The 20,079-nt window shown below is 55.3% G+C and carries 19 protein-coding genes; 9 read left to right on the top strand and 10 right to left on the bottom strand.

The window, feature by feature from the left end; translation table 11 throughout:
* Positions 1-22: 22 nt before the first annotated feature.
* Together ACTQ4R_RS06440 and ACTQ4R_RS06435 are read right to left on the bottom strand one after the other, a co-directional pair.
* Positions 23-1,888 carry an ABC transporter permease gene (locus ACTQ4R_RS06440; RefSeq protein ID WP_441626971.1) on the bottom strand — a complete coding sequence of 622 codons (1,866 nt, stop codon included), beginning with the start codon at positions 1,886-1,888 and terminating at the stop codon, positions 23-25.
* Positions 1,889-2,025: 137 nt separating this feature from the next.
* Positions 2,026-2,250, bottom strand: coding sequence for a hypothetical protein (locus tag ACTQ4R_RS06435; protein ID WP_441626969.1), 225 nt, complete (start codon positions 2,248-2,250; stop codon positions 2,026-2,028).
* 51 nt (positions 2,251-2,301) lie between these two features.
* On the opposite strand from ACTQ4R_RS06435, the gene ACTQ4R_RS06430 reads away from it, so the two are divergent.
* Positions 2,302-3,324 carry a LacI family DNA-binding transcriptional regulator gene (locus tag ACTQ4R_RS06430; RefSeq protein ID WP_441626967.1) on the top strand — a complete coding sequence of 341 codons (1,023 nt, stop codon included), beginning with the start codon at positions 2,302-2,304 and terminating at the stop codon, positions 3,322-3,324.
* Between the two features lie 54 nt (positions 3,325-3,378).
* Here the strand turns inward: ACTQ4R_RS06430 and ACTQ4R_RS06425 are convergent, their stop codons facing one another.
* Positions 3,379-5,166, bottom strand: a complete 1,788-nt coding sequence (locus tag ACTQ4R_RS06425; RefSeq protein ID WP_441626965.1) for a peptidoglycan DD-metalloendopeptidase family protein — start codon at positions 5,164-5,166, stop codon at positions 3,379-3,381.
* Between the two features lie 313 nt (positions 5,167-5,479).
* Between ACTQ4R_RS06425 and pta the strand changes: the two genes are divergently transcribed.
* The 4 genes from pta to ACTQ4R_RS06405 all read left to right on the top strand — a co-directional run bounded on the left by pta (position 5,480) and on the right by ACTQ4R_RS06405 (position 7,932).
* On the top strand, positions 5,480-6,460 hold the full coding sequence (pta, locus tag ACTQ4R_RS06420; RefSeq protein ID WP_441626964.1) for a phosphate acetyltransferase: 981 nt from the start codon (positions 5,480-5,482) through the stop codon (positions 6,458-6,460).
* A 146-nt stretch (positions 6,461-6,606) separates the two neighbouring features.
* Complete coding sequence (locus ACTQ4R_RS06415; RefSeq protein ID WP_441626962.1) at positions 6,607-7,146, top strand: YitT family protein; 540 nt, start codon at positions 6,607-6,609, stop codon at positions 7,144-7,146.
* A 208-nt stretch (positions 7,147-7,354) separates the two neighbouring features.
* Positions 7,355-7,492: a hypothetical protein gene (locus ACTQ4R_RS06410; protein WP_441626960.1), complete on the top strand. Its 138-nt coding sequence runs from the start codon at positions 7,355-7,357 to the stop codon at positions 7,490-7,492.
* Positions 7,493-7,665: 173 nt separating this feature from the next.
* Positions 7,666-7,932: a hypothetical protein gene (locus ACTQ4R_RS06405; RefSeq protein ID WP_441626958.1), complete on the top strand. Its 267-nt coding sequence runs from the start codon at positions 7,666-7,668 to the stop codon at positions 7,930-7,932.
* Between the two features lie 239 nt (positions 7,933-8,171).
* Here the strand turns inward: ACTQ4R_RS06405 and ACTQ4R_RS06400 are convergent, their stop codons facing one another.
* Positions 8,172-8,384, bottom strand: a complete 213-nt coding sequence (locus tag ACTQ4R_RS06400) for a helix-turn-helix domain-containing protein (RefSeq protein WP_441626956.1) — start codon at positions 8,382-8,384, stop codon at positions 8,172-8,174.
* 244 nt (positions 8,385-8,628) lie between these two features.
* Between ACTQ4R_RS06400 and ACTQ4R_RS06395 the strand changes: the two genes are divergently transcribed.
* Positions 8,629-8,907, top strand: coding sequence for a hypothetical protein (locus ACTQ4R_RS06395; RefSeq protein WP_441626954.1), 279 nt, complete (start codon positions 8,629-8,631; stop codon positions 8,905-8,907).
* A 63-nt stretch (positions 8,908-8,970) separates the two neighbouring features.
* Positions 8,971-9,558, top strand: coding sequence for a recombinase family protein (locus ACTQ4R_RS06390; protein ID WP_441626952.1), 588 nt, complete (start codon positions 8,971-8,973; stop codon positions 9,556-9,558).
* A 90-nt stretch (positions 9,559-9,648) separates the two neighbouring features.
* Here ACTQ4R_RS06390 and ACTQ4R_RS06385 read toward each other — a convergent pair whose 3' ends face one another.
* Both ACTQ4R_RS06385 and ACTQ4R_RS06380 read right to left on the bottom strand, forming a co-directional pair.
* Positions 9,649-11,058, bottom strand: coding sequence for an S-layer homology domain-containing protein (locus ACTQ4R_RS06385; RefSeq protein WP_441626951.1), 1,410 nt, complete (start codon positions 11,056-11,058; stop codon positions 9,649-9,651).
* A gap of 248 nt (positions 11,059-11,306) precedes the next feature.
* A complete protein-coding gene (locus ACTQ4R_RS06380) occupies positions 11,307-12,620 on the bottom strand; it encodes an S-layer homology domain-containing protein (protein ID WP_441626949.1) in 1,314 nt (437 codons plus the stop codon).
* Between the two features lie 97 nt (positions 12,621-12,717).
* Here ACTQ4R_RS06380 and ACTQ4R_RS06375 point away from each other — a divergent pair, with 97 nt between their 5' ends.
* Both ACTQ4R_RS06375 and ACTQ4R_RS06370 read left to right on the top strand, forming a co-directional pair.
* On the top strand, positions 12,718-12,978 hold the full coding sequence (locus ACTQ4R_RS06375; protein ID WP_268821444.1) for a helix-turn-helix domain-containing protein: 261 nt from the start codon (positions 12,718-12,720) through the stop codon (positions 12,976-12,978).
* Positions 12,979-13,050: 72 nt separating this feature from the next.
* The gene (locus ACTQ4R_RS06370; RefSeq protein WP_441626947.1) at positions 13,051-14,079 is read left to right on the top strand and encodes a helix-turn-helix transcriptional regulator; all 1,029 of its coding nucleotides are present in this window, start codon (positions 13,051-13,053) and stop codon (positions 14,077-14,079) included.
* A gap of 71 nt (positions 14,080-14,150) precedes the next feature.
* Here ACTQ4R_RS06370 and ACTQ4R_RS06365 read toward each other — a convergent pair whose 3' ends face one another.
* The 4 genes from ACTQ4R_RS06365 to ACTQ4R_RS06350 form a co-directional block, all read right to left on the bottom strand.
* Entirely contained in the window at positions 14,151-15,086 is a 936-nt protein-coding gene (locus tag ACTQ4R_RS06365) for a tyrosine-type recombinase/integrase (protein WP_441626945.1), read from the bottom strand.
* A gap of 136 nt (positions 15,087-15,222) precedes the next feature.
* Complete coding sequence (locus ACTQ4R_RS06360; RefSeq protein WP_441626943.1) at positions 15,223-16,221, bottom strand: GGGtGRT protein; 999 nt, start codon at positions 16,219-16,221, stop codon at positions 15,223-15,225.
* Between the two features lie 19 nt (positions 16,222-16,240).
* Positions 16,241-16,933: an iron-sulfur cluster assembly scaffold protein gene (locus tag ACTQ4R_RS06355; RefSeq protein WP_441626941.1), complete on the bottom strand. Its 693-nt coding sequence runs from the start codon at positions 16,931-16,933 to the stop codon at positions 16,241-16,243.
* A gap of 241 nt (positions 16,934-17,174) precedes the next feature.
* A complete protein-coding gene (locus tag ACTQ4R_RS06350; protein WP_441626939.1) occupies positions 17,175-19,298 on the bottom strand; it encodes a sodium-translocating pyrophosphatase in 2,124 nt (707 codons plus the stop codon).
* Between the last annotated feature and the right edge of the window lie 781 nt (positions 19,299-20,079).

The raw sequence follows: 20,079 nt of genomic DNA, 5'->3' as shown, positions 1-20,079 counted from the left end.
TTTCGTCTCCTCTCTATATGTCTCAGCCCGCCATGCTCTTGGCGAGGTCGGCGTCTCCGAAGATATTCGCCAGCGCGTACACCAGGAACACGATGGAGAACATCACAATGGCCACGCAGTTGGATGCCTGGGGGCAGTTCTGGTTTTGATACTGGAAGGCCAGATACGGCAGCGTGGTGGTGGACGGGGTCATGATCAGAATGATCAGATCCAGTTCCTTCATAATGGAGACGAAGATCAGCATAAAGCCGGAGATGAAGCCGCCCTTGGACAGGGGGAACACGATCTTCACAAAGCGCTTGAAGAAGCCGGCGCCCTCGATGGTGGCGGCCTCCTCCAGCTCGCCGCTGATCTGCAGCATGTTGGAGGTTCCGGCGCGGGAGGCGAAGGGCAGGTGCTTGACCACAGAGGTCAGCGTCAGCAGGGCGAAGGTGCCGTACAGGGCGGGGATCAGCTCCACGCCGAACAGGGTCTGGGGCTTGGAGAACATACTCAGGTAAATGCCGCCGAAGGCCACAGAGGGGATCAAGTAGGGGATGAACACCAGCTGCTCCACCAGCCGGCCGTGGAACTTGCCGCGGCCCTTGGCGCAGATATAGCCAAGCATCTGGCCGAAGATGGTGCCGAACACGCCGTTGACGAAGGTCAGCTTCAGGGAGTTCACTAGAGCCAGCTTGAAGTTGCTGTTCTTGAAGATGCCCGGCACGCCCTCCATGATGTTGGGATCTCCCTCGCCGATCCAGTAGTACAGGGTGAAGTTGGACAGGGAGTAGGTGCCCTCCTTGAGCATGCAGCTCTCAACGATCAGGATGACCACCGGCATGATGATGCCCACCAGGAAGAAAATGAACAGGATGATGGTCACGATGGGCTTCCAGCCGCCCAGGCCGATGGGCGTGGACCGGCCGCCCTTGCCGCCCACGGTGGCGTAGGACTTGCGGGTACCGATGAGCTTTTGGTTGATGAACACGGACAGTGCCGCGATGCAGATCATCAAAATGGCCATGGCGAAGGCCGTCTGGGTGTTCTGGGACTTGGAGTTGGAGTACAGCTCGCTGGACAGGGTGCGGAACTGCACGGGAGAGCCCAGGTAATTGATGGTGCCGAAGGTGCCGATGGCCTTGGAGAAGGTCAGGATAACGGCGGACAGCATGGCGGGCAGCACCAGGGGCAGGGTGATCTTGCGCAGGATGAGAGTCTTGCTGGCGCCCTGGATCTCGCCCATCTCCTCCAGCTCGGAGTTGACGGAGTTCAGCGCCGCGGAGACCAACAGGTATGTATAGGCGTAATAGTGGAGCGTCAGCACGATGATGATGGCGATGCGGCCATAGGCGATGGGAGAGAGGATGGTCTCGATGGCCTCATTGCTCATGCCCATGCTCGTCATGAGGGACGCCACAAATCCGGGCGAGCCGCCCACCCGGGGGGTCTTGAACATGCTCAGCCAGGCCTGGGACTTCACCCAGGAGGGGATCATGTAGGGAATGATGACCGCCAGGGAGAAGAAGGGCTTGAAGGGCAGGTCGCTGCGAACCATGAGCCACGCAAGGCAGGAACCCAGGGCGATGGCGCACACGGATACGCCCACGCCGATGGTCAGGGAGTTCAGCAGGGGCTTGAGCAGCAGGTTCCAGCTCAGTTCGCTGGCCAGCAGCCGCTGCCAGTAATAGAAGGTGAATTCGCCGGCCACACCGCCGGGCACATTGCGCAGGTCCCGCTGAGACAGCAGGAAGGTGGTGGACAGCATGTCCACCAGCGGAAGGATAATCAGATAGATCAGCAGGACAATGGCGATCAGCACGATCACATTGTACGGATTCGTCACCACTGCCGTGACCTGATTTTTCAGCCGCCGGGACTTGGAGTAATTTTGCTCATTCGGTTTCATCGCGTGCAGGTACCCTCTCTTTCCTAGATCTTACCGCCGCATTCGGCGGACTTTACGCAAACGTTTCCGTCCTCATGGTGATACATTACCATTGGAATACGGAACTTGTCAATAGAACTTCCGCATTTTCCACATTTTCATGTATGTCCCTTTTCCTTTTTTGTGCGTTTTGCATAGTATCTTCTGTCCTTGGGGTTTGCTATAATGGAGCAAACAAAGAAGGCGGAAATACAAAAAAATTCCGGTAATTTCCCTGTGTTTTTTCCATTTTGTTCAAAAGCGTCCCGGTTTTTCGCCGGTGCGCCGGGCAAATCCCCCGGCTTCCCCCGGCATTTCACCTGCGCGCCCTGTGTTTTTCCCATTTTTGCAAACGTTACCGAAAATAATGCCGCTGCGCAGTTAGGAGGAGTCTCATGCAGCGTGTCACCATCAAGGACATCGCCCGATTGTCCGGCGTCTCCGTCACCACGGTGTCCCGGGCCCTCAACCACGGTCCGGAGATCAGCCCGGAGACCCGGGAGCGCATCCTCCGCATCTGCCGGGAGCAGGGCTACCGGACCAACCTGCTGGCCCGCAGCTTGATCTCCAGCCGCACCAACGTGCTGGGCCTCATCCTGCCGGACATCGCCAATCCCTTTCACGCCACGCTCTCTTTTAACATCGAGACCTATGCCCGGGAGCTGGGCTACCAGGTGATGCTGTGCAGCGGGCGCCCCGGCGACGGGCGGATCGAGGAGCTCATCGACTTTCTCATCGGCCAGCAGGTGGACGGCATCCTCCTCAGCAGCGCCAGCGACCAAGCCCGCTATCTGCTGCGCCGCTGCCGGGACATTCTGCCCACCGTGCTGCTGGGCTCCTGCGTACCGGAGGCCTCCGGCGTCCGGGTCAACTCCGTCAGCACCGACAACTTCGTGGGCGGCCGCATGGCGGCGGAGTATCTCCACCGTCTGGGCCACCGGGACGTGGCGTATTTGGGCCTGCGGTCCGGCAGCGTCACCCACACCCTGCGCCACGCCGGCTTTTTGGCCGCCGCCCGGGAGCTTGGAATGACGGTGACCACCGTGGAAAATACCGGCCCCTCCTCCGCCATTTCCAGCGGCTACCAGATGGCCCGGCGGCTCTTCGCCGCCCCCCTGTCCCAGACGGCGCTGTTCGCCGCCTCCGACGCGGTGGCCCTGGGCGCCATCCAGGCGGCGGACGAGAGTGGCATCGCTATTCCGGAGCGGCTGTCCATTCTGGGCTTCGATAACATCGAATACGCCGCCCTGCCCAATATCCGCTTGAGCACCCTGTCTCAGAATACGCCGCTGCTGGCCCGGGCGGCGGTGCGGCTGCTGCTGGAGCTGATCGACAGCGACAGCCGCGATGAGTACACCGGCAAGCTCATCACCCCCACCCTGGTGGAGCGGGCCACCTGCGCCCCGCCTCCCTGCTGAACGCGGTAAAAAAACGCCTCCCCGCTGAGCGGGGAGGCGTTTTTTGCAGATTGATCACGGCAGATAGTTCAAGGGGTTCTTGGCCACGCCGTTATAGCGGACCTCAAAATGGCAGTGGTTGCCGGTGGAGTTTCCGGTGGAGCCCACCCGGGCGATCTGCTGGCCCTTGTACACATGCTGGCCCACCGAAACGGTGAGGCTGCTGTTGTGGCCGTAGTAGGTCTCGTAGCCGTTGCCGTGGCTGATGCGGACCAGATAGCCGTAGCCGCTCATCCAGCCGGCGTAGGTGACGGTGCCGCCGTCGGCGGCATAGACCGGCGTGCCCCGGGGCGCCGCGATGTCGATACCCTTGTGGTTGGTGGAGCCGATGCCGCCGGGGGACTTCCGCCCGCCGAATCGGGAGGTGATGCGGCCGGTGACCGGCCAGCGGAAAGTGCCGGTGGGCAGCCAGGTGGGCCGCTCCTTGGTGCCCTGGAGACGCTGCTCTGTCACAGGCTCCTTCAGCGTCACAGAGGACAGCACGGTGCGCTCTGTCTCCTCTCCGTTGACATAGGTGACGTTTGCCACCACGTCGGCGGCGCCGTATTCGCCAGGAGAGGTGACCTTGTAATCGCCCTTGTACAGGTTGGCGGAGTCCGTATACTCGATCTTGAAGGGAACGTCGTCGATATAGCGCTCCCGCTGGACCACGGTCATGGTCAGATAGGGCACGGAGGCGGACAGGGTCAGCACTTCGCCGATCTGCAGCTTGTCAATGTTATAGCCGGGGTTCAGAGCCAGCAGCTCCGCGGAGGTCAGCCCGTTGCTGTTGGCGATCTGGGACCAGGTGTCGCCCTTTTTCACCTCGTAGGTAACCTCGGCGGTTTTGGTGCTGTACAGCGTTTCCGCCAGATACCCCAGGTTCATGATCTGCTCCGTGGGGACGTACTCCTCCTTGACCTCCACCTTCTCCTTGAACGCGCAGGAAATGGTGTCGGCGTTGGTGGCGGCGCTCTTGAGCTGCTCCAGCAGCTCCTCCAGGGCGCCCTCGTAGGGCGTGGCGCCGATGCGCTCCCCGTCCACGTACAGGCAGTAGGCCCGGGTCACCAGGCCGATCTCCTGGGACAGGTCCTCCTCAAAGGTATCCCCGTCCACCACGTCCTGGCGGCGCATGAGGCCGGAGGAATACTGGATCAGGGAATCGTCGATGGAGTAGGTGGTGCCCAGGGTCCGGGTGGTCACCTTTTCCAGATTGGAGCAGGCCTCCTCCACGGCGGACCGGGAGCTGACGGCGGCGATGGTCTCGCCGTCGTAGGTCACGGTGGTGCCCACCGTGTAGAAGGAGCAAAACAGCGCGATGGCCGCCAGACCGCTGGCCACCCCCAGGAACGCCGCCGGGTGGATGCGGTGGTGCTCGCTCCAGGCACGCATGTGGCTCACGTGGTGGATGGCCCGCTTGCGCCGTCCCCAGGTGGCCTCCCGCAGGAGGCTGCCCACCATGGGTAGCATGCTCCAGGCAAACAGCAGCAGCTGGATGGGCGCCCGCTCAGACTCCGGGAAGTTGCTGGCCCGCTTCTCCCGGACGATGTGCCGCCAGCGGCGGCGGGCCCGCTGGGCCTTCTGCCGGACAGCCTGCCAAAGACGGGCCGCCGTCTCCCGCACGGTGGCGGTGCCGCCTTCCGGGCGGTGCTTCTTCCGCCGGGGCGCGGTCTCCCGGGGCGTTTCCTCCGGCAGGACCGCGGCGGCGGCCTTTGTCCGCCCCTCCTCCCGGGAGGCACGGGCCGCCTGCTGTTCATTTGTCAGCCGCCGCCCGCCGCGGTCATTCTGCCGCTGGGCGCCGGTCTTTTTCTGTCGATTGCTCATATACTCTCCCTAAACAGGTCGTTTCCGAAAAAGTAACAATTTGTTACCGTTTCATGATACCCTGTTTTTCTGTATTCGTCAAGCCCCCGGCGGGCAAAACACGCATCTATGTATGGTGCAGGCGACACTTTCCCCGCCACAGCATCTGGAACGTGTCTTGTCAGTTTTGCACATTTGCCAGAAGGAAAGGTGAATATTTCGTAAATTTTCGGCGTCATGCTCCCATTTTCCAATTGACCCTGCATGCCAGTCGTGTATAATGAACTTGGTATGAAATGTTACCCCAACATGTATAATTGTGGAGGAAATGAAAATGTTTGAGTTTCTCATCAAAAAGCTGAAGGCCCATCCCCGCAAGATCGTGTTCACCGAGGGCACCGATCCCCGCATTCTGGAGGCTTCCGCCCGCCTGCTGTCCGGCACCTTCTTGACCCCCGTTCTGGTGGGCAACGAGGACGAGATCCAGAAGGCCGCCGAGGAAGCCGGCTTCAACATCCGCGGCGCCATCATCATTGACCCCGCCAACTTCGACGAGATGGACAAGATGGTGGAGACCATGGTGGAACTGCGCAAAGGCAAGATGACCGTCGAGCAGTGCCGCGCCACCCTGGGCCAGGCCAACTACTTCGGCACCATGCTGGTGAAGATGGGCTACGCCGACGCTCTGCTGGGCGGCGCCACCTACTCCACCGCCGATACCGTTCGTCCCGCCCTGCAGCTGATCAAGACCAAGCCCGGCAGCAAGATCGTCTCCTCCTGCTTCATTCTGGTCCGTCCCTCCGCCACCGGCGACCGCGAGGTCCTGGCCATGGGCGACTGCGCCATCAACATCAAGCCCACCGAGGACGAGCTGGTGGAGATCGCTTACGAGACCTCTGAGACCGCCCGCACCTTCGGCATCGACCCCAAGATCGCTTTCTTGAGCTACTCCACCCTGGGCTCCGGCAAGGGCGAGGACGTGGACAAGATGCGTCACGCCTTCGAGAAGGCCCACGCCGCTTATCCCGACCTGGCCATGGAGGGCGAGCTGCAGTTCGACGCCGCCGTGTCCCCCACCGTGGCCCGCACCAAGTGCCCCGACTCCAAGGTGGCCGGCCATGCCAACACCTTCATCTTCCCCGACATCAACGCCGGCAACATCGGCTACAAGATCTGCCAGCGCATGGGCTCCTTTGACGCTTACGGCCCCATCCTGCAGGGTCTGAACGCCCCCATCAACGACCTCTCCCGCGGCTGCAACGCCCAGGAGGTCTACTCCATGGCCATCATCACCGCCGGCCTGTGCAAGGACTAAGTTCCCTTTCCGGTTTCCCCGCCGGGACGCTCCAAGGCGTCCCGGCTTTTTTATACGCGAGTTTCTTAACAAGAAACAAACGGGATTCTCTCTTTCCGCTGTGGTATCATGATGTATTATTTCATTTTTCGGAAAGTGAGGGTCCTATGAAACAACGAGCTTCTCTTCCCGCCGTCCTGTCCCGGCTGCGGCCTCTGAACTTTTTGCTGCTGCTGGCGGCCGGCACCGTCAACGCCGTCGGCGTCACCATGTTTCTGGCGCCGGTCCACCTGTATGACAGCGGTATCTCCGGCACCTCCATGCTGCTGTGGCAGGTCACGCCGGAGGAATACACCCTGTCTCTGTTTCTTCTGCTTTTGAACATCCCCCTGTTCCTTTTCGGCCTGAAGCGGCAGGGCGCCGTGTTCACCATTTACTCCGTCTGGGCGGTGTTCGTGTACGCCGCCGCCTCCTTCGTCATCACGGACCTGCTGCCGGTGGACGTCTCCACCGCCTCCCCCTTCGCCGGGCAGGACCTGCTGCTGTGCGCCCTGTTCGGCGGACTCAAATACGAAATCAACGAAATTGCAAAAGCAATTACTCTGTCCGAGATTTTAGAATTACAAAAGAAATCAATCCAGATGGAGCAATTTTCAAATATACATGAGGGAAATCCTCTAAAAAATAGCAAGGAGACAGATTCATGAATTATTCTCAATTAGATGTTTAGAAAATGATGTAGGCACACAAGCAGCAGCTTCGGAACTCTCTGGAGGGTGAACCGACTGCCGGAACCCTTACCGCGTGGCGTCTGGAAGATGCACACGATTCGTTCATGATGAACTACTACATGGCACAGGAAGAAACTGCCGAGCCTCTTGACCTCAATATTTCAAGTGAGGTGAAGGTAAAGAAATGACAGCAGAAGAGAAGAAGCGAAAGAAGAAAAAGCAATCCTCTGTATTGGAAGCGGAGCTGTTCAGGATCATGGAAAAGAGCCTGAAAGCCGCAATGGACAAGGCTCTGGACGATATATTCAAGGATTGGAAATAAAGCAAGGCGGAAGCCGTTCTGAAAAGAGCGACTTCCGCCTTTTTTCGTTTTCTATCGTTTAACGGTAAATATCCTAAAATAGTATCACATTTTATTGGAAAAACGTCCTTTTTTGATTTTTTATTAAATATTTGTTATAATAATTATAGAAAGTTAAGAAAGGAATAATAATTATGGCTTATTTCAAAAAAGACGATCATGGTAATGTTTGGTATAGCTATTATGGCGTTTCGGACTGTATTCTTGCAGATTATACATCCCCAGAAAAGTTAGAGGCTTATTTAGATGACGAAGTGTTCCAGCAGGCGGTGATAAACAGTTATGAGCATATTGATCTTTCTGGTGACAATGAAAAAAACATTTCCAGAGTATTGGCGAAAATGGATCGAACAGCAGAATGGCTTCGAAAAAAGACTGCTATCCTTGCACAGGAATTTTGAATGAAGACGGTGCTCTATCGTTTGCGGACATGAGCACCGTCTTCTGGATTAAAACCACCATTTAGCGGGAGCGTAGCCCACCCCAAATTTGAAACGGCAAGTGAAAAAATATTTTTCCCGAAATTGACCGGGGATGTCCATAAAATGGGGGCAGTAATTCCTTGAACAAAATTCGCACCTAATTTGGGCTTTTTCTGCTTCTTTTGGAGCCTCCGCCGCCGTTCAGGTAAACAACTGTTTTATTGGACAGGCTCTTTCACATACTCCATGAGATCGGCGGGCTGGCAATCCAAAACTTCACAAATCTTATCCAATGCCTCCACTGGCAGATGTTTGACGGCTCCAGTGCAGATTGCAGAGACTGTGGGCGGTCTAATGCCCGTCCGCTCCGCGAGCTCTTTCTGCGTCATGTCCCGCATAGCAAGCATAACCTTGACCTTGAACTTTATCATAGAAACCCTCCTTTTTCTACGAATACATCATACTACGAATATCGTATTTGGTCAATACGGATAGCGAAAAAATATTTTGAATTTCGTAAAATAAATTACGATAAACGTATTGACAAATTACGAATTTCGTAGTATTATATAGACAGTTAAGAGAAATCGGGTGGCTGCGACGGACGGGCCGAGGACGAATCGGATATTCCCTCTATAATCCACCCGATCAAACGAAGAAAAGGAGAAATGAAAAATGAGCAAGAACGAAATGATTTCCATGATCGAGACTATGAACAACTACGACGAGCTGGCTTCCAAGGCAAAGGCCAAGGCCGACGCCATCCGGGAGGCCATCAAGGAAGAGATGGTTCGGCAGAACACCGAAGAGTTGGTTGCCGGGGCTTACATCGTCCGCTTCACCAATGTGATCTCCAACCGCTTTGACAGCACCGCCTTCAAGCGTCTGTATGCTGACCTCTACAAGGACTTCACAAAGCCCGTCAGCAGCCGCCGCTTCTCCGTATCCTGCTGATAAGAAAAACGCTCCACGGGCAATACAAAGCCCGTGGAGCATTCCAGAAGGGAGACAGATCAAATGAACCACGGATACGCAAGATGCTCTACCAACGAAACCAAGCAGGACATTGACCGCCAAGTGCGGGAATTGAAAGCAGCAGGCGCAGAGAGCCTTTTTGTAGAGTATGAACACGGTGACGCTGACGAGAAAAAGCAGTTGTCCTTGCTGCTGGAACAGGCCAGACCCGGCGACACAATCATTACCACAGAGGTTTCCAGACTGTCCAGAAGCACAAAGCAGCTCTGTGAGATCATTGACCGCATCCAGAAGCAGAAGTTGAGATTGGAGATCATCGGCAGTATCACCATTGACTGCCGTTCCGGCGAACTTGATCCCATGACCAAGGCATTTTTGCAAATGTCCGGCATCTTCGCAGAATTGGAGTTGTCCATGATCCGCTCCCGCGTTCGGTCTGGAATGGCAAACGCCAAGGCCAAGGGAGCGAAGATTGGCAGACCACAGGCAACCGTGGATGATATTCCCGCCGTGTTCCTCCGCCATTATCCCGCCTACAAGAAGAAACAGTTGAATGTAAGTGAGTTGGCAAGGGTGTGCGATTTGAGCAGAACGACGGTTTATAAATACATTGATCTTTTGGAAGGATAGACGAACAGGGAGCCGAGAAATCGGCTCCCTGCTGGAGGCTGTCGATCCGCCAATGGGGGATAATGTTTGACTGATGTAAAAGGCGTATATTCACTGACTGTCCCAGTCTTCTTTTAAGACGGGGAGTCCGTGAAAATAAATATCGATGTAAGCGTGCTCCTGGAAGCTGCCATTCTGCGGGTTGTCGCGCACGCGGGCGTATACTGCATCGTAAGCGTCGCTTACATAGTCGGGCACAAAGTAGAACGCGGAAGAGTCTCCGCTTTTCAGTTCCACACGGTGCATCAACCCCGTGTTCCAGCCCTCTGTTTGATGCTCTTTCACCGTCCAGAACTGAATGTCGCGGTTCATGGTGTTGGTGAAATTCACGCGGTAGAGATAACCTCCCAACACCCGTGCGCGTTCCACAGAGCGGAACTTGAAATTAGGAACTTCATAGCTGTCGTCAATGATGTCGCCATAGGGCAGGAACACGGGGGCACTGTCATCCTCCGTCAGCTGCAGATACCCTATCTCAATGACATAGTCCGGTGCCGTGTTGCCGTCCTCCGAAGGGCCGATGGAGAGGTTTGCATAGTCCCTGAACCATGCTTTTGGCAGCTTGCAGGTAAAAATACTGCTTCCCGGTTCGGCGGCATAGAGAACCATCTCGCCCAACTCACCTCGTTCCCAGTTAGCGGGCATCACAAAAAATTCCTGTACGGTAGCACTGTCATAGTGCATACGGAAATATACATACTCGCCGTCAGGGGCGTATTCCATGCTTTTGAGTTTGAAGTAGCTCGGAACATAGCCCCAGCAACCATACCCTGTTTTGGGAATCGTCCGGAACGTCAGACCTGCCGGAGCGGCATCCTGCCGATAGAGAACCCGAGCATCCTGCGAAATGGCTCCTTCCGCCTGCAGCTTTTCCGCCAGCAACTGTTCCGTGCCGCAAACCGTAGCAGAAAGGGCGCTCCAAGAGATGTATGCCACATCGTTGCGGACGAACCTGCCTGCGTTGGCGGAGTTGTACTGCCCCGCCGTGATACCCAACTTGTCGGACAATTCCCATGCCGTAGAGACCTCAAAATCCTTGCCGGATTCATAGCCCAGCGCCCGCAGGACGAAGGTGATGTACTGGTTGGCTTTGGCAGGGGCGCCGCCATTGTAGGTGGTAGCGGTATAACCGTTGGTCAGGCCATTGGTGTAGGCGTAGCCGATGTAAGGCTTCATACTGTCGGAAACATCTGTAAAGGGAATATCCCACGTTCCGGCTTTGGCCTCTTCCTCTTTGCCCAGCAGACGCACCAGCATGATGATGGCCTGGTTCCGGGTGGGCGTCTTGTCCAGGTCAAAGATGGGCGTTCCGTCAGAATTGGTGCCAGTTCCTTTGAAAAGCCCTAGCTCATACAGAGCCTCCGCCGCCTCGGCAGCCTCATCACTTGCAGCAGCCGCAGAGGGAACGAGGGCGAAAATCATAACCAGGGTAAGAATCAAGCACAATACTCTTTTTTTCATGGCTAACCCTCCTATTTTTGATATAAACAGTATGATAGCATATTATCCATGCAGCATCTACTATCATAGACATAAAACGTCTCTTTTTCTCTTAAACTGTTAAAGAGGAAAGAGGTGATTGTGTGCAGTTCGATAACTTTGCTGTTGGAAAGGCAATTAGAGACCTCACCATTGGCCTTTTGGAACGGTAAAAGCAAAAAGGCGGCAGAGATAATCCTCTGCCGTCTTCTTGCTTCTATCATGTTCTATCAATCGAAGATAAACCAGGAATCAATGTTTTGTGCCAGCGGATGATTGTTGCCCCAGTCGCAGTAATAGGTCTCGCCATCCAGGATAACGCGGTTCAGCACGTGGCCGGTGTCGGTTCCCTTAATGCTGCCACCGACACCCTGCGCAGAAATGCCTTCCAGATGCATCAGCAGATTGAATGCGCCCGCTCTGCCAACGCAGTCTGCCTTTTTGAGAACCAGACAGGCGTAGGGAGAGTCGAATTCGACACTTTTCCCCTGCTTTGCTGCCTCCGGACCGCCGCCTACGGATACGTTCATTCCTCTGAGATGGTCATAATATACCTGCGCGATCTGCTTTTGGGTCATGTCGTCGGTAATCTTTCCTCTTTCGTGCAGCTCGTTCTGGATTGCCTGCGCCGCACCCAAAGCGCCTATCTGCTGGACGTAAATTTCCTCGATACTCAGGGAAGACTGAGGAAAGTCAATAAATACACCGTCAGGGTTTGCTCCACAGCCAATAAAGGTGTTGGAGAATACACCTGCCAGCTCCGGATAGGTGATGCTCAGTGCTTTGATGCGAGTCCGCATGGTATTGATTAGGGTTGGAGCATCTGCTTCCTCTGTAGTACCTATGTTGCTGAAATTCAGGGAGTAGTTGCCGAAGAGGAAAGAATATAGTATGTTGTTGTCCAGATCCGCTTCCGTCTTCGGTTCGGAAATCCAGCGGATGTTGGCGGGAAGACCCCAGTAGGGGGCGGTCGCCACTACTTCCTGAACCTCGTGGGCATTCAGGGAAATTTTTGCCACATCACCTCGAGTAAAAGCGGAGGCATTGGCATATTCACCACTGGTGATGCCCAATTGGTCGGAAAGCAGATAGGATGTGCCTACCTGGAAGTCCTTGCCAGACTCATAACCCAGCGCACGAAGAACAAAGGTAATATACTGATTTGCCTTGATCGGATTTGTGCCGCTGTAAGTAGTTGCGGTAGTTCCACTGGTCAAGCCGTTGGCGTAAGCATAACCGATGTAAGGATAAGCTGTGGAGCCCTTTGCTACATCCGCAAAAGGAAGCTCCCAATTTCCGGCAAGAGCCTCTTCTTCCTTGCCTAGCAAACGTACCAGCATGATAACCGCCTGATTACGGGTGGGGGTTTGTTCCAGAGCAAAAATAGGGGTGCCATCGGGATTGGTGCCTGTTCCCCTGAACAGACCCAGCTCGTACAGGGTCTGGGCGGCCTGTGTTGCTTCATCATTTGCGGCAACAGCAGAGGGAACTAAACTGAAAACCATAACAAGAGTAAGCATAAGACACAAGAATTTCTTTTTCATGACGAAACCTCCTATGTTGATGTAAATATCATAATAGCATATTATTCCATAAATGTCTATTATCGCAGACTTAAATTACTTCTTTTTCTCTTAAACTATGGAAGAGAAAAGAGGTGATTGTGTGCAGTTCGATAACTTTGCTGTTGGAAAGGCAATTAGAGACCTCCGCAAAGAAAAGGGAATTTCCCAAGATGTGTTGAGCGGCTTTGCGGGAATTGCACGCACTCACCTGACAATGATCGAAAACGGGACAAAACAGGCAAATTTTGAAACGCTGTGGAAAATCGCATTGGCTCTTGATATTCGGCCCAGCGAACTGGTTGCCAGGATAGAAGAAGAGATTGAAAATCATACTTAAAGGGCAGGCTCATCCTGCCCTTTTTTGCTGTTGGCGTGGTATAATCGTGAAAACGGCGTGGGAGGATAGTATATGAAAATGGATGATCTCGATTTACAAATCAAATACACCCCCGCCGAGCGCCAATTTCTCCTGTATGAATATTTCCAAAAGCACACAAATAAGGAGCACCCTGTTTCTCGAAAAGAGATATTGGACTATCTTGAAACATTTGAAATCTACATCTCACCGCACACACTATACAGCGACCTTGATGTGTTGCGAGGCACAATGAAACTTGATATTCAGTTCAACGCCCACGCACATAAAGGTGCGGGCGGGTATTGGGTGAAAAATCCAAAGTTCAAGCCTCACGAATTGCGGTTAATGGTCGATGGTATCCAGTCCTCAAAGTTCATTCCGCAGAGCCAAGCGAGGGCGATTACTCAAAAAATTACTGACCTCGCAGACAACTATACGAAAGCCTCCCTAAACCGCCAAGCGTATGTTGCCGGGCGTGTCCGCGGTCTAAATGAAAGCGTTGTGAAAGACGCTGATCATATCCACGAGGCCATCGCCACAGATCGCAAAATAGCGTTTCGCTATTTCCATTACACCCCCAACAAGGATAATCCGCAAACCTACTCCAAGAGCGGTGAAAGAATTATTGTCAGTCCCTACGCCCTGATGTGGAACGACGGCAATTATTATCTTTATGCCTACGACGGCAAAAAGTTCAGGACATACCGAGTGGATAGAATGGAGGGTATTTCTCGCCCACTATTGGAAAAACGGGATGGTGGGGATGAATACGACAAGAAAAACCTGACCGACCAAAGGGCAAAAGTATTCAGTATGTATCACGGAGAAGCCTACAATGTGAGGATACGGGTTCATAATCGGCTGGCGGATGCTGTTATAGATCAGTTCGGCAAGGATACAATGATGGTTCCTTATGACGATAACCATTTCACCGTCAATGTGCCTGTTGAGTTAAGCCCGCCGTTTTATGCGTGGGTTGCTACTTTTGGAAAATCAATGAAGATATTAAGCCCGGAGCCAGCAGTTGAGGGAATGAAAAAGTTTCTTCAAAAGGCTGCGGAGATGTATCAAGATGAATAAAGATGAAGGGAAGGTGTTCAATCACCTTCCCTTTTGTTCGTAGATGTAAAAAGATGTTCCAAGATGCTTCATTATGCCCGCATCCGAATGTGTTCCTGTTTCAGGCTCCGAATAATATTTACTTCGTCCATCTCTTTCTTCAAATCACTCGTCAAAAGGTTCAAATATCCCTCTGTAATCGCAAGGCTGCTATGACCGAGTATCTTTTGAAGAACCACAACCGAACCTCCCATAGTCGCCCACTTTTTCGCAAATGTGTGTCTGAAACGATGAACGCCTGTCTGTTCTAATCCTCTTTCGTGGCAGTAATCCCAAAGTGCGTGATAATTACTGCTTCTGGTAAGTTGCTTGCCATAGACAGAGCAAAAAAGCCAATCATCAATACCTCCGCCGCGATACTGTAAATACTCTTTGAGGATTTTGATAATATCCTCATTCAAGGGGATAATGAGAGGTTTGCGGTTCTTTGTGGTATTCACATAGACTACCGAATTATCAAAATCCACATCCCGGATTTTGATGTTAATAAGACTGTTTTGGCGGACGCCAGTAGAAAGAAGAAAATTGACAATCACCCAACTGCGATAAGTAGAAAAGATACACTTCCGCACATCCGGCTTTTTCAGCAGCATCTTCAATTCATCGTCCGTGTATGTCTGGATGGGGGCTTTATCTGCTTTTGGGAGAGGGATTTCAAAGAACGGCAGATACTTACATTTCATAAAAAATCGCATCAGCGTTTTCAAGTCTCTCGCATACGTTCCCATAGAAACTTCGTTCAAATCAGGGTCTTCCCTCAACGAAATATAAAAATCCGCCATCGTCTGTGGGGACATTGAAGAAATCGGCGTGTCTGCCGGGATACGCTTGTAAATTTGCTTAATGGATTCCCGATAATGGTTGATCGTGCCATCCCGCAGGTTGCGGGCTTTACAATCCAAAATATACTCTTCAAAGCCCTCTTGAAACGTCTTTTCATTGGGGAAGCACATCCTGATTTTCTTCATCGTTTTACCCTCCAAATACGCAAAAACAGGAAGCACATCTCTCGCATTTTCACGAAGATGACGTGCTTCCTGCTTGGATTTGAATGAAACTCAGGCGTCCGAACTTTTCAGGGTCAAAAACTCTGAAAAAGCCCTCTTACTTCTGGCTCTCGGCAACAGCAACAGCCACGGCGACAGTCGCGCCGACCATGGGGTTGTTGCCCATGCCCAGGAAGCCCATCATCTCAACATGGGCGGGCACGGAGGAGGAGCCGGCGAACTGGGCGTCGGAGTGCATGCGGCCCATGGTGTCGGTCATGCCGTAGCTGGCGGGGCCGGCAGCCATGTTGTCGGGATGCAGGGTGCGGCCGGTACCGCCGCCGGAGGCAACGGAGAAGTACTTCTTGCCCTGCTCGATGCACTCTTTCTTATAGGTGCCGGCGACGGGATGCTGGAAACGGGTGGGGTTGGTGGAGTTGCCGGTGATGGACACGTCCACGCCCTCGTGGTGCATGATGGCCACGCCCTCCCGGACATCGTCGGCGCCGTAGCAGCGGACGTTGGCCCGCTCGCCCTCGGAGTAGCGGACCTCCCGGACGATGTTCAGTTCGCCGGTGTAGTAGTCAAACCGGGTCTGGACGTAGGTGAAGCCGTTGATGCGGGAGATGATCTGGGCGGCGTCCTTGCCCAGGCCGTTGAGGATGACCCGCAGGGGCTCCTTGCGGGCCTTGTTGGCGTTGCGGACGATGCCGATGGCGCCCTCGGCGGCAGCGAAGGACTCGTGGCCGGCCAGGAAGGCGAAGCACTTGGTCTCGTCACGCAGCAGCATGGCGCCCAGGTTGCCGTGGCCCAGGCCCACCTTGCGGTCCTCGGCCACAGAGCCGGCGATGCAGAAGGCCTGCAGGCCCTCGCCGATGGCCTCGGCGGCCTCGGCGGCGGTCTTGACGCCCTTCTTCAGCGCGATGGCGGCGCCCACGCAGTAGGCCCAGCAGGCGTTTTCAAAGCAGATGGGCTGGATGCCCTTGACGATGTCGTAGGGGTCGAAGCCGGCGGCCTTGCAGATGTCGCGGCACTCCTCCACGCTGGTGATTCCGTACTGGGCCAGGACGGAATTGATCTTGTCGATTCTTCTCTCGTAGCTTTCAAACAGAGCCATTTGTCAATTCCTCCTTTTCTTACTCGTGACGGGGGTCGATGTACTTGACGGCGGCGTCAAACTGGCCGTAGTGGCCCTTGGCCTTTTCCAGGGCCTCATTGGCGTCCACGCCCTTCTTGATGGCGTCCATCATCTTGCCCAGGTTGACGAACTCATAGCCGATGATCTCGTCGTCCTTGTTCAGGGCGATGCGGGTGCAGTAGCCCTCGGCCATCTCCAGGTAGCGGGGACCCTTGGCCTTGGTGGCGAACATGGTGCCCACTTGAGAGCGCAGGCCCTTGCCCAGGTCCTCCAGAGAGGCGCCCACAGGCAGGCCGCCCTCGGAGAACGCGGTCTGGGTGCGGCCGTAGACGATCTGCAAAAACAGCTCCCGCATGGCGGTGTTGATGGCATCGCACACCAGGTCGGTGTTCAGAGCCTCCAGCAGGGTCTTGCCGATGAGGATCTCAGACGCCATGGCGGCGGAGTGGGTCATGCCGGAACAGCCCAGGGTCTCCACCAGGGCCTCCTCGATGACGCCGTCCTTCACGTTCAAAGTCAGCTTGCAGGCGCCCTGCTGGGGAGCGCACCAGCCCACGCCGTGAGTCAGGCCGGAGATGTCCTTGATTTCCTTGGCCTGGACCCACTTGCCCTCCTCGGGGATGGGAGCCGGACCATGGTACGCGCCCTTGGCGACGGGGCACATATTCTGCACTTCAGTAGAATAGATCATGTTTCGTGCTTTCCTTTCCTGTGTTGTATTTTTCCGGAATTTTACCGTTTTCAAGGGGTTCCGGTGTTTTTCCGCCCATTATTATATCGGTAAACGATTACCCTGTCAAGCAGGGATGAAAATTTCCCGCTCCCGGTGTCCCGGCCAAATTTTAGCGGAATTTTCTGCGAAAAAGGAAAAAACCGGCCTCCGCCGAAAGGCGGAGGCCGGAGACCGGGAACGCTGGCTTACAGGCTGTGTTTTACAGCAGGTTCATCAAGTTGAAGGCCAGGATCAGGCCGGAGAACACGATGGACACGGTGGAGCACAGCTTGATGAGGATGTTCAAAGAGGGGCCGGAAGTATCCTTGAAGGGGTCGCCCACGGTATCGCCCACGACGGCGGCCTTGTGGCACTCGGAGCCCTTGCCGCCGTGGTGGCCGGACTCGATGTACTTCTTGGCGTTATCCCAGGCGCCGCCGGCGTTGGACATGAACACGGCCATGGCGAAGCCGGTGACGGACACGCCGCCCAGCAATCCGACCACGCCGGTGGGACCCAGCACCAGGCCGGTGAGGATGGGCACCACGATGGCCAGGATGGCGGGCGCCACCATCTCATGCAGGGCGCCCTTGGTGCACAGGGCCACGCAGGAGGCGTAATCGGGGTCTACCTTATATTCCATGATACCGGCGATCTCCCGGAACTGGCGGCGGACCTCCACCACGATGGACTGGGCGGCCTTCTGCACGGCGCTCATGGTGAACGCGGAGAACACGAAGGTCAGCATCGCACCGACGAACATGCCGACCAGAACAGTGGGGCTGGTGAGGGTGAAGTTCAAGGTCTCGGTGGTGTTTTCCTGGACGATGTTGACGTAGGAGACCAGCAGGGCCAGAGCGGTCAGAGAGGCGGAGCCGATGGCGAAGCCCTTGCCGGTGGCGGCGGTGGTGTTGCCCAGGGAGTCCAGGGCGTCGGTGCGGTCACGGACGGTCTCGGGCAGGCCGCTCATCTCGGCGATGCCGCCGGCGTTGTCGGCCACGGGGCCATAAGCGTCCGTTGCCAGGGTGATGCCCAGGGTGGACAGCATGCCGACGCCGGCGATGCCGATGCCGTACAGGCCCTGGTTGAAGGCAGCGGTAAAGACGCCGCTGCCGTCCACGATGACGGTGGAGCCGCCGGCGGCGAAGTAGCTCACCAGCACAGCCGCGGCCACGATGAGGATGGAGGTCATGGTGGACTTGAGGCCCAGGGAGATGCCGCCGATGATGATGGTGGCGGAGCCGGTCTCGGAAGCGGCCGCCAGCTCCTGGGTGGGCTTATAGGTATCGGAGGTGTAGTACTCGGTGAAGTAGCCGATGGCGCAGCCGCCTACGAGGCCGCAGAGGATGGCAACGTACACGCCCATGTGGCCGTCCAGAATGAAATAGGTCAAAGGCGCGGCCACGACGGCGGCCAGGACAGCGGCGGTGTAGGTGCCGGTGCGCAGGCTCTTGAGCAGGGACTCCTGGGTGGCGTCCTCCTTGGTCTTCACCAGGAAGGAGCCGATGATGGAGCAGATGATGCCGGTGACGGCCAAAGCCATGGGCAGCAGCATGCCGGCAAAGCCGTAGCCGCCCACGGCGCCCAGGGCGAAGGTCGCCAGGATGGAGCCCACATAGGACTCGTACAGGTCGGCGCCCATGCCGGCCACGTCGCCCACGTTGTCGCCCACGTTATCGGCGATGGTGGCGGGGTTGCGGGGGTCGTCCTCGGGGATGCCGGCCTCCACCTTGCCCACCAGGTCAGCGCCCACGTCGGCGGCCTTGGTGTAGATGCCGCCGCCCACACGGGCAAACAGCGCCATGAAGGAAGCGCCCATGCCGTTCATGACCATGATGTTGCCCAGCTGGGCGGGATCGCTGATACCGAAAGCATAGCGCAGCAGGAAGAACCACATGGTGATGTCCAGCATGCCCAGGCCCACCACGGTGAAGCCCATGACGGAGCCGGAGGAGAAGGCCACCCGCAGGCCCTTGTTCAGGCTCTCGGAGGCAGCCTGGGCGGTGCGGGCGTTGGAGTTGGTTGCGATCTTCATGCCGATGAAGCCGGCCAGCATGGAGAACACGCCGCCGGTGACAAAGGCGAAGGGGGTGAACTTCGACAGCATCTTGCCGCCGGAGGCGAAAGCGATGATCAGCAGGGCGATGAACACCACCACGAACACCTTGAACACGGTGGTGTACTGCTGCTTGAGGTATGCATTGGCGCCGGCGCGGATGGATGCGGCGATCTTACGCATCTTTTCCGTGCCCTCGGAATAGGTCATGACCTTTTTTGCCTGCGTAACGGCAAAAAGGCCGGCGATGATCGCGCCGACAAATCCGATCCAGAACAGTTGATCCATGATTTTCCACTCCTTGTTGGTTTGTGTTTTACAGTGTGCTATTATTCTAGCACACGTGAACGTTTTTTCAAGTAACAAGAGAGCGATTTTTTACGCAAACGTTGTATATTTTACGTTTTACCTAAAATTAACATGGAATTTCCGTCACTTCTCACCGCGTTTCCAGGCAAATTTTCGTAAATTTTTCGTTTTTGTAGCGCAAAAATGACAGACATTTAACAAAAACGCCGTTCTCCCGATATTTTCGGGGAGCGGCGTTTGGCTCATCGCAAATTTTGCGTTATTTTTTCTTTATTTTTTGCGGTAATTTTGCGTACAGCGCCCCAGGCGGCCCGCGGGATGAAAAAGAAAAAGCCCACGCCTGCATCCTGGCGTGGCCTCCCTTTGCTGCGTTTTGTTTTTACCGCTCACTCCGAGCCCAGACATCGTCCGTGAAGATCAAATCGTCCACATCAGCGGCTCTGACTGCGAATTCCTTCCGCATTCCACATACCTCCTTTCCAATTGTTCTGACGGCAGTATAGCACTTTTGCCCTGGTTTCGCAAGAATGTCCCGTCAGATTTCACAAATAATTAACATGTTCTTGTACATCTCGCAGATATTCCCTTGCGGCGGTTTGCACCGGAGTTTTCCACATCCCGCTGTGGAAACTGTCGGAACCACCGAGAATCCATGGGATTTTCCTCACTTTTTCCCACTTCTTTGTATATTTTTTCTCTCGCCTTTCCGCTCCCGCTTATGCTATAATATGTTTGATAGACTTGACAGCTTTTGCGCGGC

It is taken from the genome of Dysosmobacter sp. Sow4_B12 (genome assembly GCF_052116665.1).
GTDB lineage: Bacteria > Bacillota > Clostridia > Oscillospirales > Oscillospiraceae > Oscillibacter.
This window is presented reverse-complemented; position numbering and strand designations above follow the sequence as displayed.